The sequence below is a fragment of the Streptococcus taonis genome, from assembly GCF_029948085.1.
Classification (GTDB): domain Bacteria; phylum Bacillota; class Bacilli; order Lactobacillales; family Streptococcaceae; genus Streptococcus; species Streptococcus taonis.
In genome coordinates, this window is sequence record NZ_JARZZP010000002.1 from 14,866 (window position 1) to 28,714 (window position 13,849).

Genomic DNA, 13,849 nt, shown 5'->3' on the forward strand with positions numbered 1-13,849 from the left:
GAACTTTAAACAAAAATGTGATACAATAGTAAACGATAAACTTATAAATTGTAGAAAGTTGGTTAGTTATGAAACTTCCAAAAGAAGGCGACTTTATTACAATTCAAAGTTATAAGCATGATGGGAGTCTTCACCGTACTTGGCGAGACACCATGGTACTAAAAACAACAGAGAACGCTATTATCGGCGTCAACGACCACACACTTGTTACCGAAAGTGACGGTCGTCGTTGGGTGACTCGAGAACCGGCTATTGTTTACTTTCACAAGAAATATTGGTTTAATATTATCGCTATGATTCGTGAAAATGGTATCTCCTACTACTGCAATATGGCAAGTCCTTACTATCTGGATGAAGAAGCTTTAAAATACATTGACTATGATTTGGATGTTAAAGTTTTTACAGATGGTGAAAAACGCCTCTTGGACGTTGAGGAGTATGAACGACACAAGCGAAAAATGAAGTATTCTTCTGATCTAGACTATATTCTGAAAGAGCATGTTAAGATTCTTGTTGATTGGATTAACAATGAGCGAGGTCCTTTCTCAGAAGCCTATGTCAACATTTGGTACAAACGCTACGTAGAACTAAAGAATCGGTAAAGTTGTCAGAGGTCAGGATTAAAATCCTGACCTCGTTTTTTTGGTAGTGTAAAATAAGTTGTGTAAACACAAAAAGGAATAAATCCATTATGATAGAATTCGCGAGATATACAAAATAAATGGATAGACTAATACTTTTTTAATTTCTTTGTTCCTTGTAAGTTTACAACAACCTTATATCGTTTAATACAAAAATACGAAGATGATTGCTATAAAAGAATTCAGATCACCTTCGTATCAAAAATTTAGTTATTGTATTTCCACATAGCATCAATCATTTAGTACGACATTTTGAAAATAATAATTTGACAGATAAAATGCTATTTAATCTACCAGATCATTTAATCGTTTTTGAAAATATAAAGCAATATTTTTAGATTCAATAAACTCAAAGTATTTAATGACATTTTGCATTTGTTTAATTCCAGATTCTTTAGATTCGATCAGGTATATTTTATATCCTTCTACAAACTTGAATGTAGATTTTTCAAAGACTTTTGTGTCATCTTTTAATAATTTTCTTAATTTCATTTCAAAGTAGTCTGCATATGATAGATGTGAATTTTCAAGGCAACAGAACCAAAAATTTAAACAAGCTGACACAACTAAATTTCTATTCTTACCGATTTTTTCGTAATAATGTGTACGCTCTAGTATTTCTTTTCCTACCCTGTAGATATAATCTATTTCAAAAAGATGATATAAATTACCAATCAGCGCTATCTCATAGGACTCCCATCTTTCCTTCTGGAATAAATAGTCATATACTAAATTTAGATCATCTCTACTAACTACATAATTACAATCTATCTGATTTAATAGTCCCTGAACCATAATTGTATTTATTCTATAAGTTTTTTCTCCACTCTTCTCAAAAAGTTTTTGTTGCTCATTTTTTATTTCCTCCAATCCTTTAGTATTCAAACTATAAAAATTTGGAGATAAATTAACCAAAAAATCATCAAGCTCCGATCTTTTATAATGTTCTAGATAATTACAAAAATTCTCGATCGAAACATTGATATTTGATAATAATTCAAAAAACGTTGAAAGAGAAATTTCATTTTCTCCCCTTTCAAATCTAGAAAGTTGAGATTTAGATATAGAATCAGCTGCAGCATACTCTAAAGAATATCCGTTTAATTTTCTAAAATATCTAAAAGCTTCTCCGTAATTTTTCACAATTTCGTTCCCTTAACTTTCTTTTCGAGCGATAAACATACCATATTCTTTAGGAATAATCAACATACCATTATTAAACTCACTTTCCAATCTATTACGAATTATTTCCTCTTCTAGTGAACCTATTTCGGAAATTCCTTTCAAGGATTGAATATATTGAACTAGATCGTCTATACTTGTCACCTGTAGCTCATCATCATAAATTAATTTTTCCACAGTGTCAAAATACTTATTTAAAAAAGCTTTCCCATTTTGTAAAGTAAAAGTTTTATTTTCCAAATTTTGATTAACCACATCTTTAAATAAGCTTGCCAAATAATCTACAACTCCATTTTCACCAAATGTAGCACAATAAAAAATTCCTCCTTTTTTTAATACTCTATTCACTTCAGAGATAGCTTTATCAATGTCATTTACATGATGTAGGAGCATATTAGCAATAACAATATCAAAAGTTTCATTTTTAAAAGAAATATTTTGGATATCCATTCTTTCATAGTTGACATTATCTCTATTTCCAATCACTGACTTCGTAGTTTCTACCATGTCATTAGAAAAATCCGTTATAATCAATTGCTTCATCTTGTCTATAGAATCAAGATTACTTTTCCACAGTTCTCCTGTACCACATCCCAATTCTAGAATCTTTACCCCATCAGTATTTTGGTAGTTAGAAAATATCCAATTGTTAAACCCCAATCTATTTTTTGAATACTTCTTATGCAATTCTACTCGAATATCAAGATTATCGTGATTTTGATATTGTTCAATTACTTCATCAATCATTTTAAATGACCTCCACTCTATAATTTGACATTATATCACAAGAATAAAGATAGTGTAAAATAAGTTGTATAAATGCAAAAAGAAATAATTTTACTACAATACTGAACTACTTATTGGACTTCTATACTCCAAAAAACTCTTTTAAACAAAACTTCATTTTTCATCCACAAGTTTTAAGTCTCAACTAGTTTATTGAAGGCTCGCGAGTCATGGACTAGGAATTCATAGATTGGTCCATCGATTTCTGGCTATCACTTTTCCCTAGTAAAAAACCTGCCTTGAGGCAGGTTTTCATCTAAATATCTAATTTTGTAACAGTGAACTTGATATGCGAATAGTCTTTTTCGATATCCTTATCTACCATAAAGGCTGTTGCATCCTTCTTGACCTGTACCAAGTCAATATTTTGAGCTTGAGCGGCATAGACACAGCCACAATAGCATTGGCGATAAATGTCGTACTCTTCACACATTTCTACAGAGCGTTTATAGCCTTGATTTTTCTTAAAATCACTCGGAAGATAATGAGTGGTGTAGATTTTCTGCACATCAATCCCGATGCTATTGATGGTTTGTGAATTTTTGTGAGGACTGATGGTTAGGGCTGAACCGAAGTAATCAAATCCTAAGTCCATAGCCACTTGCGCTGTCTTGTCCAAGCGATAGTCAAAACAAACCTTGCAACGATCCCCACCTTCAGGTTCTTCTTCCAAACCACGGACCAGCTGACGGTATTCGTTGGGTTCATAGGGTGCTTCTAGATATTGAACCTTGTTGCCAGTTCGTTCATTGAAATCACTGACAAATTTTTTGGTCACATAGGCACGCTTGTGATACTCAGCTTTAGGATGGATATTTGAATTAGCAAAATAAATAGTCACATCCGCATACTTGGTCAAGTACTCTAGAGTGTAGGTGCTACAAGGAGCACAACAGACGTGCATGAGAATGGTTGGTCTTTCTTCATTTTTTTCCCAAACTTGAACCATCTTTTGCATGACACGGTCATAGTTGATCTTTTGATTGGGATTCATCTTACTTAGAATTTCTTCTACATCGATCATACTCTTCTCCTTTTCCTCTTGCTATTGTACCACAGGATGACCCTTTGGGCAAATAGGTTTTCGTGCTTTACTCAGTTTTTAAGTCCTTATCTAATAGCTCGCCCATCCTTGTCAGACTGATTATTAGGATAGGACAGGTTAAAAGCAAGATAAGACCTAGAACTAAAAAGACCGCTACAAGACCCCAACGATCGATCAACCAACCTGTCAGTGGAAATATGACAATCATGGAAAGACTAAAGAGCATAGAATTGATACTAAGCATAGTTGCTCTTACACTGGAAGGTAAATAACCTTGTAAGTCATTGAAATAGATCGGCTGATAAACTGCATAAAGTGTATCAGTTAAAAGATATACAAGAAGAAAAGCAAAGGGGGTTCCTGAAAACACCAACAACAAGGCCAAGCCCGTTAGTGCAACAAGAGTCGGAAAAACTCGATTACTATTCCATTTTTTACCGATTTGACTAGCTACATAAACCGCTATAAGATTTAACCCACTACCAATCAGCATAACCAGTGAAACCTGCCATCCTGCTAAGTCACTTATTTTCTGCTGATAATAAAAGTAAAACATACACATGAGTGTCCCGACTAGCTGGTAAGTCAGCATCCAGTAAAAGAGTACTGGTTTTTCCTGCCATTCTTTTCGGACTTGTTGGACAATCATTTTAAAGGTCAAGGATTCATTTTTCTCTCTCTTGGCCATTGGTTCTTTCATAAAATAAATCAAAATGATAGAAAGAAATGAAAATCCTATAGCAATCAGATAGGTCCAAGCCAATGCTCCGTGAATAAAGAAGCCTGCCACAACTGTACCTAAGGTTCGGGTGACTTCTGCCACACCAGACAAAAAACTAGAAATCTGAAGATATCGGTCCTTTTGACCTGCTTCAACTGCTGAATCATATAAGAAAGCGGTACTGGTCCCCGAATCAAAATTATAGGACCAAGCGTTGACCATCATGGCAAGCGCATAAATCCAAAAATTCCCCTGACCAAACAAAATCAAGATAGAGGACACAATACTAGCCAAGCGAGCCAAATAGAGATTGGTCTTGTAGCTAAATCGATCGGCTAACATACCAGACGGGATTTCACACAAGAGACTTGTACCGTGAAAGATACTTTCTAGTAGACCGATTTGAAGTAAGGAAAGACCATTTTGAATGAAAAATAAAATCCAAAAACTGGTGATTCCAAAATAAGAAGTGAATTCCAGACCTGCCAGGAGTGGAATATTGCGTTTGTAAGTTCTTTTAAACATCGTTTTCTCTCTTTCAATATGTAATATGACTGTTTCTAAAAGACTTACTTAGAGTTGCCTACATTTTCTCCACCTCTTTCATTTAAAGTAATACTCAATGAAAATCAAAGAGCAAACTAGGAAGCTAGCCGCAGGCTGCTCAAAACACTGTTTTGAGGTTGTGGATAGAACTGACGAAGTCAGTAACATATATACGGCAAGGTGAAGCTGACGTAGTTTGAATTTGATTTTCGAAGAGTATAAAAACGCCAGACGGCGTTTATAGTTATTAAGGTTTAATACGGTGCAACATACGTGGGAATGGAATGGCTTCACGGATGTGTTTTGTACCAGCTGCGAAGGTTACCATACGCTCGATACCGATACCAAATCCACCATGTGGGACTGTACCGTATTTACGAAGATCAAGGTAGAATTCATATTCTGTACGATCCATACCTAGTGATTCCATCTTCGCTACAAGGGCATCATAGTCTTCCTCACGCATTGAACCACCGATGATTTCTCCGTAACCTTCTGGTGCGAGCAAGTCTGCACAAAGTACGCGATCTGGGTTACCAGGAACTGGCTTCATGTAGAAGGCCTTGATGTCTGCTGGGTAGTTAATCACGAAGGTTGGTACACCAAAGTGGTTTGAAATCCATGTTTCGTGTGGTGAACCAAAGTCATCACCATGTTCAAGATGCTCGTAGTCAGCGTCTTCATCATTTTCATGCTCTTGCAAGAGGTCAATGGCTTGATCGTAAGTGATGCGTTTGAATGGCTCTGCAATATAGCGTTTCAAAAGCTCAATGTCACGTTCCAATGTTTCCAAGGCTTGAGGAGCACGATCAAGAACACCTTGAAGCAAAGCTTTAACATAAGCTTCTTGCAAGTCAAGTGACTCATCATGTGTCAAGTATGAATACTCTGCATCCATCATCCAGAACTCAGTCAAGTGACGACGAGTCTTAGATTTTTCAGCACGGAATACTGGACCAAAGTCAAAGACACGACCAAGAGCCATAGCACCAGCTTCAAGGTAAAGTTGACCAGATTGACTCAAGTATGCTGGTGTTCCGAAGTAGTCTGTTTCAAAAAGTTCTGTAGAATCTTCTGCAGCATTTCCTGAAAGAATTGGGCTATCAAACTTCATGAAGCCATTTTTATCAAAGAACTCATAAGTCGCATAGATGATAGCATTACGGATTTGCATGACAGCTACTTGCTTACGAGAACGAAGCCACAAGTGACGGTTGTCCATCAAGAAGTCTGTTCCGTGTTCTTTTGGAGTGATTGGGTAATCTTGAGATTCACCGATAACTTCGATGTCTGTAATATCCAATTCGTAACCAAATTTAGAACGCTCGTCTTCTTTAACAATCCCTGTCACGAAAACAGATGTTTCTTGACTTAGACGTTTGATGGTGTCAAATTTTTCAAGACCTACTTCTTCTCCAAATTTTTCGATAAAGTTTGGTTTAAAAGCTACACCTTGGAAAAAGGCTGTTCCATCACGCAATTGTAAGAAGGCAATTTTCCCTTTTCCTGATTTGTTGGCAACCCAAGCACCGATAGTGACTTCTTGACCAACGTAATCTTTTACTTCGATAATTGTTACACGTTTTGTCATCATTTATCTTCCTTTTTTCGTTTAACTTGTCCAAAGACATCATTACTCATTATTGTACCACAAATAATGCCTGATAGCTAGATTCTATCAGAGAAAAATCTCAGGTTTTATCCAAAAAAATCTCCGTCAGGACAACGAAGATCTTATTTTTATTTTTCCATAAATTGGTGTAAGCGACGAATAGCTTCTTTGAGTGTATCTAGGTCTGTCGCATAGCTGAGACGGACATTCTCTGGTGCTCCAAATCCTGCTCCTGTAATCAGAGCCAGACCAACTTCCTCAAGAATAGCCGTTGTAAATGCTGTTACATCTGTATAGCCTTTCATCTCCATAGCTTTTTTAACATTTGGGAAGAGGTAGAAAGCTCCTTGCGGTTTGACTACTTCAAAGCCAGGGACTTGGCACAAGAGAGGATAAATGGTATTGAGACGTTCCTCAAAAGCCTGACGCATGGTTTCTACAGAGTCTTGTGGACCAGTTAAGGCCTCGATTGTTGCGTATTGTGAAACAGCGGTTAGGTTAGAAGTTGTTTGACCAGTCAATTTGCTCATAGCAGCAATAATTTCTGGATCACCTACTGCATAACCAACACGCCATCCTGTCATAGCGTAGGCCTTAGACACTCCATTGATGACAATAGTTTGTTTGCGAATAGCTTCTGAAAGACTGGAGATTGGAACAAACTCATTCCCGTTATAGACCAAACGACCATAAATATCATCTGCTAGGATAAGAATATCATGCTCAACTGCCCAATTTCCAATGGCTAACAATTCCTCCCGAGAGTAGATCATACCGGTAGGATTAGATGGTGAGTTAAGAACTAAGACTTTAGTCTTATCTGTTCGAGCTGCTTCTAATTGCTCCACAGTTACTTTAAAGTGATTGTCTTCCTTGGCTTGGACAAATACTGGTACACCTTCAGCCATCTTAACCTGATCCCCATAGCTGACCCAGTAAGGAGTAGGAATGATTACCTCATCTCCTGGATTAATCACAGCCATAAAGAAAGTATAGAGGGAGAACTTGGCACCTGTAGCAAATGTGACTTCATTTGCCGCCACAGAATAACCATAATAACGTTCAAAATAGGTATTGACCGCTGCTTTTAATTCAGGCAAACCTGAAGCTACCGTATAGAAAGAAGCACGTCCATCTCGAATAGCCTCAACAGCAGCATCTTGAATATTTTTAGGAGTATGGAAATCTGGCTGACCCAAGGTTAAAAAAAGGATATCCTTTCCTTCTGCTTTTAACTTCTTAGCTTTTGCATCGCTAGCCAGAGTGACGCTTTCTTCTATTTCTAAAACACGTTTGGATAATTTCATAGCTTCTCCTTTTCGAGTATGACACCTGTTTCAAAATCAACCAGATAGTAGTCTCCACCAGACTTGATTTCCCAGACGGGCTTATCAGCATAGCGTCCAAAGGTAACCGTATCAATTTCAGTTGCTCCTTTTTCTCTAACAACTGCTTCTGCTTTTTCTTGTGAAGTACCATTTTCTAGTTGATACACATAGATTTTTTGACTATTTTTCTCAATTAAAACAGCTATTGGCTTTTGATTTTTATCTTGACCTAGGACACTATAGTAGCTCTCTAAACCATTAAAAAAGTCAATCTGACTAACCGTTTCCAGCTCAGCATACTGCTTGGCCAGTCTCTCCCCTTCTGTCTTTGCAGTTCGATAAGGCTTCATACCAAGCCACACCAAATAAAGAAAGGAAGAGGTCACAACTAGAGCCAGCATGGTTAAGCCAATACTGTACTGAAATAATAGGGAATTTTTTTCTTTTTTCTGTCTCATTTTCACTCGTCTATTTTACCATCTATCCTAGTGAATTACAAGTGAATAAAGGGGAGGATTTAGCACGGAACTTCTCTTATGACAGGAGTATATGACGCTTGAATCATTGATTTCACAGACTTTTCATAATCTCTACTCCTAAAAATAATCTTGACTATCATCAATTTTTACTTTCTGAGCAGATTTCTTGCAAATGATTTCCTTTTGTTGTAACATTGTTTATAACAACAGAGATAACTCTGATTAAAATCTAAAGGAGACTCCCTATGTCTAAAAAAGTATTATTTATCGTTGGTTCACTTCGTGAAGGTTCTTTCAACCACCAAATGGCGCTAGAAGCTGAAAAAGCTCTTGCAGGTAAAGCTGAGGTTAGCTACCTTGACTACTCCGCAATCCCACTTTTTAACCAAGAACTTGAAGTTCCAACTCTTCCAGCTGTAGCAGCAGCTCGTGAGGCAGTTCTGGCTGCTGACGCAATCTGGATCTTCTCTCCAGTCTACAACTTCTCAATTCCTGGAACAGTGAAAAACTTGCTTGACTGGCTTTCACGCGCAATTGACTTGTCTGATACACGCGGAGCATCTGCTCTTCAAGATAAAATCGTTACTGTATCTTCAGTAGCAAATGCAGGTCATGAACAACTCTTTGCAATCTACAAAGACCTCTTGCCATTCATCCGTACACAAGTTGTTGGTGAATTCACTGCAGCTCGTGTCAATGATTCTGCTTGGGCAGATGGCAAATTAGTCCTTGAAGACAGTGTTGCTACTTCACTAAAACAACAAGCTGAAGACTTGGTTCAAGCTATTCAATAATTGAATTGAAAAAAAGATAGTAGAAAATGTTAGTTTCTACTATCTTTTTCTTAATCAACAAATTCATCAATCATACTATGTTTTAGTGGTAAACTACACATCACTAAAAGGAAAATAAAGGATGATTGAATCCAAAAGAGAGCCAAATCAAAAATTCCGTGCACAGCTACTACTGTCAAGAAAGAGAGGTAAAGTCCAAGGATAGGACGCTTACTAGGTACTTGACTCATATCAATCAACATTCGTACTGGAGTGGAAGAAGCAATCCCCAAGAGAACTGTACCAACAACTCCATAACTCAAAATCGTATCTATATAAATACTATGAGCATGTTCATGATAAGGTGCTCCAATACGAGGGAAAGAGTGCATATAGGTTAGCGGGCCTTCACCCCAGAATGGATTTTGCTTAAACAAGGCCATTCCAGCATTCCAGATAGAAACACGTTCTTCCATAGATGAATCTAAGGTTCCCATTCGAACACCCAAATCACTTGAAAATAGAAAGGCTAAACCAACCCCAAATACTCCAACACTAAGCCAGAAAGCACGCCAGTTCTTAATAGTTGTGAAGAGATAAATAATCGCTCCAAAGATAATAGCTGGAAAAGCTGTGCGATTCTGCGTAAAGTTTAAACCGAATAAATTAGCAAAGATGGCAATCATAGAAAAGATTCGTAACCACCTTAACTTCGTTGTGCTAATCAGATAAAAACCAATCATGATACAGAAACAACAGATAATTCCATAATAATTGGGATTAAAGAAGGCAACCTCCGCTCGATTTTGATGCCAAACCTGCATTCGTGGTGAGAGGAAGGTATAATCAAATTTCTTTACAATTTGGAAATGTTCCAAGGCTGCAAAGGCTGCTGCAAAGACACTTAAGGCTAATATTCCTTCAATCGTCAACCTGAAAAATTTAGGAGTCAACTGGGATTGATAGTAGTAAAAGAAGATGGCAAACAGAAACATAGCCACCGAAGAAACTACTCCCATCACATTTTGTGCCAGAAGAGAAATTGCAGTGCTATAAGCAATAAAAAAGAGCAAGACCGGGTGTTGAGACAAACGTTTCAAGATCCCCTTCATCTCCCCAGTATATACTAACCAAAGTAAGTAAGAGATAAAAATAATAACAAAAAGATAAAAAGGAAGAAAAATACTCAGAATAACTCCTAAAAGAAGTCCTTCTTGTTTCGATAAACTTTTTAACTTTTCAATGATACCTATTGATTTCACAACAGATCCTTTCCTTCTGAATATCACATTCAGATAAATAAGCTATTAGAACATTTTACCATTTTTCAAGCGATTTGAAAACCTCTTTGCCTCTATCATCCAAACTAAAACTGGGGAAAATTTTATAGTTAGCTAAGATTACTTGAAAATCGCTATCCCTTTTTTAAAAATATGGTACAATAAATCTAATTATTCCAGAAAGGGTCTAGCATGAAATCCTACCAAGAAGTCTATAAAATACTAGCTACTGAGACCGATTATCTAAGCGGAGAAAAAATCGCTGATAGATTAAACCTATCTCGAACTTCCGTATGGAAGGCGATCCAACGTCTCCAGCAAGAGGGACTGGAGATTGACAGTATCAAAAATCGTGGGTATAAACTTCTGGACGGAGACCTTATCTTGCCTCAGGAAATCGAAGCGAATAGTCCCATTACTGTCCAGTTTAAACCCTCAACAAAATCTACTCAAACTGATGCTAAAGAGGCTATGGAAGCTGGTGCAAAAGGAGATAGGCTCTACCTTTCCACTAGTCAAACCATGGGGCGTGGTCGTTTTCAACGTCCTTATTACTCACCTGATAAGGGGGGAATTTACATGTCCCTTCACCTACAGCCCAATCTCCCTTATCAGAATCTTCCTGCCTATACACTTCTAACAGCTGGAGCTATCTACAAGGCTATCAAAAACCTTAGTTTAATCGACGTGGATATCAAGTGGGTCAATGACATTTATCTGAACCAGAAAAAAATTGCTGGTATTCTAACCGAAGCCATTACCTCCGTAGAAACTGGTCTCGTTACAGATGTTATCATTGGGGTCGGGATCAACTTTTCTATCGCTGAATTTCCCAAGAATCTACAAACTAAAGCTGGAAGCTTATTTTCTCAAAAGACTCCCATTACTCGCAATGAATTGATTGCTGAAATTTGGAAATGTTTCTATGAAACAGAAGCCGATGAACTCCTCTATCTCTATAAAAAGCGCTCAATCGTTTTAGGAAAAGAGATTTCCTTCAAGAAGGATCAGGAAATAATCACAGGAAAAGCCTGTGACATCTCTGACCAAGGTCAACTGCTGATAGAATTAGCCAAGGGTGAAAAGATTTGGCTTAATAGTGGCGAAGTTTCGTTGACTAAATGGTAGTTTTCCTAGATCAAAAAAATCGACCTTTATTATTGAAGGTCGATTTTTTGATTTGTTATTTTTTCAAACGTTCAACGTCACGCGCGATAACGAGTTCTTCATCCGTTGGAATTACCAGTACACGTACACTTGCTGCATCTGTCGAAATATCTCCGGTTACACCAAAGACATTTTTCTCTGGATCTACATCACAACCGAACCAAGAAATTCCTGAAATAACATCTTCACGTACATTAGTAGAATTTTCACCGATACCTGCTGTGAAAATAATAGCATCTGCTCCATTTAGGACTGCAAGGTATTGACCAATATGTTTTTGGATACGGTCAACATACATTTCATAAGCCAAAGTAGCATCGTGATCTCCTGCCTCCATAGCAGCAATTACATCACGCATGTCACTAGATTTACCAGAAACACCCATCAATCCTGACTCACGATTGAGAATACGACTGATGTCCTCAGGCTTGTTAAAGTCCTCTGTATATTGCATTAAATAAGGAATGATGGCTGGGTCAATATCCCCTGTACGAGTTCCCATCATTACACCACCAAGCGGAGTGAATCCCATTGAGGTATCAACAGATTTCCCACCCTTAACAGCTGTAATAGAAGCACCATTACCGATGTGACAAGTGATTAACTTCAACTCTTCAAGTGGACGACCCAAGAGTTTTGCTGCTTCTTGAGCAACGTACTGATGGCTTGTACCGTGCGCTCCGTACTTACGAACCTTGTTTTCTGTGTAATATTTTGTTGGTAGAGGATAGCGATAAGCTTTCTCTGGCATTGTTGTATGGAAGGAAGTATCAAAAACAACGACACTCGTAATATCTGGCAATAATTCTTTGAAGGCGCGAATACCCGCAGCATTTGCAGGATTGTGCAATGGAGCAAGAAGACCTAACTCTTCAACTTTTTCAATTACATCACCTTCCACGACTGTAGACTCTTTGAAGTACTCTCCACCTGCAACGACACGGTGTCCAACACCAGTAATTTCATCATAAGATTTAATAATATCAAAACGAATCAAGTCATCAAGCAAAATCTTAACTGCCAAAGTATGGTTGTCAATGTCAAGGACTTGTTGTTCTGAACGACCATCAAATTTAACTGTAGAAATAGAATCTTTCAATCCAATTCGCTCAATCAACCCTTTTGCAAGCACCTTTTCTTCTGGCATTTGGTAAAGTTGCCATTTCAAGCTAGAGCTTCCAGCGTTAATTGCAATGGTTTTTGTCATAATGTTTCCCCTTTTTTAAGCGTTTTCAACTATTATATCAAAATTTATACTAGATTTCATGTTCTTGACACCAATTTTGAAAATTTTCCTTAAATTCCAACAAAATTTCAGGATCCCGAAGGCTAGTAAGTGGATAAACAAAGGGCTCTGTCCCTTCTCCCACCTTCTTTTGCAAAACAAAAATGGTCTTAGACTGGGCTCCTTGAGCGAATAGCTCCTCTGGTAAAGCTATGATAGCGACTAGTTGAGCTTGATCAGTCAGCCAGGATTTCAAGAAATCACTCTGAGGACTCGTCAAAAGATCTGTTGGAGCAAGAAAAATAGCATAGCCTCCCGTCTTAAGATACTTGAGAGATTGCTCCATAAATAGATGATGAGCGTAAGTATGTTCATCCTTTGCTGCCACTTGGTAACGTGAAGCAATCTGATCGTCTGGGTAGTAGCCAATTGGGAGGTCGCTCACAATAATATCACTTTCTTTTAATACTTGTGGACGTACTGCATCTCCTTGGACAAAGCCCATTTGCAGATCCATAACTTCTGCCATGCTTGCAGCCAGATCGATCAAGAGGTCATCTAGCTCAATCCCAAGGTAATCTACCTTTTTGTTCATGGACGTTAAGAAGCTAGCACCTAGAATTCCCATCCCAGACCCCAACTCTAATAAACTTAGATTCTCAGCAGGCCACAGTTGCTCTATCAGAAAAATCATCAAGTGACCAATGGCATCTGGTGTAAACTGGTGATTTGCTTGGAGAGGTTCTGTTTGCGCTGCCTTCATTAACAAGAATTGGTAGGTTCGTAACCACTCTTCTTTTCGAAGAGCCAATCGTTTTAATGCTTGATTGTTTTTCTTGACATCTTCCAGATTTGTCTGACCATCCAGATAGATTCCATTTTGCTCAATCAAGGCATCGTAAAAATTTGTCGTCAAATCATTTTGAATGATTTGGACATTTTCTAGTAAATAGGTATAGGCTTGTTCAATTTTTTCAAAATCCATACCCTTATCTTACCAAAAATAATGTCCTTTTTCCAGATTTTCATGATAGTGAAAACAAATTAAAACCTCTGAGATGACT

At 37.5% G+C, this 13,849-nt stretch carries 13 protein-coding genes; 3 read left to right on the forward strand and 10 right to left on the reverse strand.

Annotation, left to right across the window (positions count from 1 at the left end; translation table 11 throughout):
• Positions 1-68 precede the first annotated feature (68 nt).
• The gene (ntdP, locus tag QEZ38_RS00970) at positions 69-602 is read left to right on the forward strand and encodes a nucleoside tri-diphosphate phosphatase (protein WP_000775325.1); all 534 of its coding nucleotides are present in this window, start codon (positions 69-71) and stop codon (positions 600-602) included.
• 324 nt (positions 603-926) lie between these two features.
• Here the strand turns inward: ntdP and QEZ38_RS00975 are convergent, their stop codons facing one another.
• The 7 genes from QEZ38_RS00975 to QEZ38_RS01005 all read right to left on the reverse strand — a co-directional run bounded on the left by QEZ38_RS00975 (position 927) and on the right by QEZ38_RS01005 (position 8,325).
• Positions 927-1,784, reverse strand: a complete 858-nt coding sequence (locus tag QEZ38_RS00975) for an Rgg/GadR/MutR family transcriptional regulator (protein ID WP_045763550.1) — start codon at positions 1,782-1,784, stop codon at positions 927-929.
• Positions 1,785-1,796: 12 nt separating this feature from the next.
• Positions 1,797-2,570: a class I SAM-dependent methyltransferase gene (locus tag QEZ38_RS00980; protein ID WP_281334717.1), complete on the reverse strand. Its 774-nt coding sequence runs from the start codon at positions 2,568-2,570 to the stop codon at positions 1,797-1,799.
• 295 nt (positions 2,571-2,865) lie between these two features.
• The gene (locus QEZ38_RS00985) at positions 2,866-3,633 is read right to left on the reverse strand and encodes an epoxyqueuosine reductase QueH (protein ID WP_000567559.1); all 768 of its coding nucleotides are present in this window, start codon (positions 3,631-3,633) and stop codon (positions 2,866-2,868) included.
• A 67-nt stretch (positions 3,634-3,700) separates the two neighbouring features.
• The gene (locus tag QEZ38_RS00990; RefSeq protein WP_281334718.1) at positions 3,701-4,900 is read right to left on the reverse strand and encodes an MFS transporter; all 1,200 of its coding nucleotides are present in this window, start codon (positions 4,898-4,900) and stop codon (positions 3,701-3,703) included.
• A gap of 268 nt (positions 4,901-5,168) precedes the next feature.
• Positions 5,169-6,512 carry an asparagine--tRNA ligase gene (gene asnS / locus QEZ38_RS00995; RefSeq protein WP_425445014.1) on the reverse strand — a complete coding sequence of 448 codons (1,344 nt, stop codon included), beginning with the start codon at positions 6,510-6,512 and terminating at the stop codon, positions 5,169-5,171.
• Between the two features lie 149 nt (positions 6,513-6,661).
• Entirely contained in the window at positions 6,662-7,840 is a 1,179-nt protein-coding gene (locus QEZ38_RS01000) for a pyridoxal phosphate-dependent aminotransferase (protein ID WP_248035715.1), read from the reverse strand.
• A complete protein-coding gene (locus QEZ38_RS01005; RefSeq protein WP_248035713.1) occupies positions 7,837-8,325 on the reverse strand; it encodes a cell wall elongation regulator TseB-like domain-containing protein in 489 nt (162 codons plus the stop codon). Before QEZ38_RS01005 ends, QEZ38_RS01000 begins: the two co-directional genes overlap by 4 nt.
• Before the next feature lie 260 nt (positions 8,326-8,585).
• On the opposite strand from QEZ38_RS01005, the gene QEZ38_RS01010 reads away from it, so the two are divergent.
• The gene (locus QEZ38_RS01010; protein WP_281334720.1) at positions 8,586-9,134 is read left to right on the forward strand and encodes an NADPH-dependent FMN reductase; all 549 of its coding nucleotides are present in this window, start codon (positions 8,586-8,588) and stop codon (positions 9,132-9,134) included.
• 50 nt (positions 9,135-9,184) lie between these two features.
• On the opposite strand, the gene QEZ38_RS01015 is transcribed toward QEZ38_RS01010, so the two are convergent.
• Positions 9,185-10,375 carry an O-antigen ligase family protein gene (locus QEZ38_RS01015; protein ID WP_281334721.1) on the reverse strand — a complete coding sequence of 397 codons (1,191 nt, stop codon included), beginning with the start codon at positions 10,373-10,375 and terminating at the stop codon, positions 9,185-9,187.
• A 210-nt stretch (positions 10,376-10,585) separates the two neighbouring features.
• Between QEZ38_RS01015 and birA the strand changes: the two genes are divergently transcribed.
• A complete protein-coding gene (gene birA / locus QEZ38_RS01020; protein ID WP_281334722.1) occupies positions 10,586-11,521 on the forward strand; it encodes a bifunctional biotin--[acetyl-CoA-carboxylase] ligase/biotin operon repressor BirA in 936 nt (311 codons plus the stop codon).
• Positions 11,522-11,576: 55 nt separating this feature from the next.
• Here the strand turns inward: birA and QEZ38_RS01025 are convergent, their stop codons facing one another.
• Both QEZ38_RS01025 and QEZ38_RS01030 read right to left on the reverse strand, forming a co-directional pair.
• On the reverse strand, positions 11,577-12,767 hold the full coding sequence (locus QEZ38_RS01025; RefSeq protein ID WP_248035705.1) for an acetate kinase: 1,191 nt from the start codon (positions 12,765-12,767) through the stop codon (positions 11,577-11,579).
• Positions 12,768-12,816: 49 nt separating this feature from the next.
• On the reverse strand, positions 12,817-13,770 hold the full coding sequence (locus tag QEZ38_RS01030; RefSeq protein WP_248035703.1) for a class I SAM-dependent methyltransferase: 954 nt from the start codon (positions 13,768-13,770) through the stop codon (positions 12,817-12,819).
• Between the last annotated feature and the right edge of the window lie 79 nt (positions 13,771-13,849).

Coding starts and splice junctions, on each gene's coding strand:
- QEZ38_RS00985 (WP_000567559.1), bottom strand. CDS start 3,633: ATGATCGATGTAGAAGAAATTCTAAGTAAGATGAATCCCAATCAAAAG.
- QEZ38_RS01010 (WP_281334720.1), top strand. CDS start 8,586: ATGTCTAAAAAAGTATTATTTATCGTTGGTTCACTTCGTGAAGGTTCT.
- QEZ38_RS01000 (WP_248035715.1), bottom strand. CDS start 7,840: ATGAAATTATCCAAACGTGTTTTAGAAATAGAAGAAAGCGTCACTCTG.
- asnS (WP_425445014.1), bottom strand. CDS start 6,512: ATGACAAAACGTGTAACAATTATCGAAGTAAAAGATTACGTTGGTCAA.
- QEZ38_RS00990 (WP_281334718.1), bottom strand. CDS start 4,900: ATGTTTAAAAGAACTTACAAACGCAATATTCCACTCCTGGCAGGTCTG.
- QEZ38_RS01025 (WP_248035705.1), bottom strand. CDS start 12,767: ATGACAAAAACCATTGCAATTAACGCTGGAAGCTCTAGCTTGAAATGG.
- QEZ38_RS01030 (WP_248035703.1), bottom strand. CDS start 13,770: ATGGATTTTGAAAAAATTGAACAAGCCTATACCTATTTACTAGAAAAT.
- birA (WP_281334722.1), top strand. CDS start 10,586: ATGAAATCCTACCAAGAAGTCTATAAAATACTAGCTACTGAGACCGAT.
- QEZ38_RS00980 (WP_281334717.1), bottom strand. CDS start 2,570: ATGATTGATGAAGTAATTGAACAATATCAAAATCACGATAATCTTGAT.
- ntdP (WP_000775325.1), top strand. CDS start 69: ATGAAACTTCCAAAAGAAGGCGACTTTATTACAATTCAAAGTTATAAG.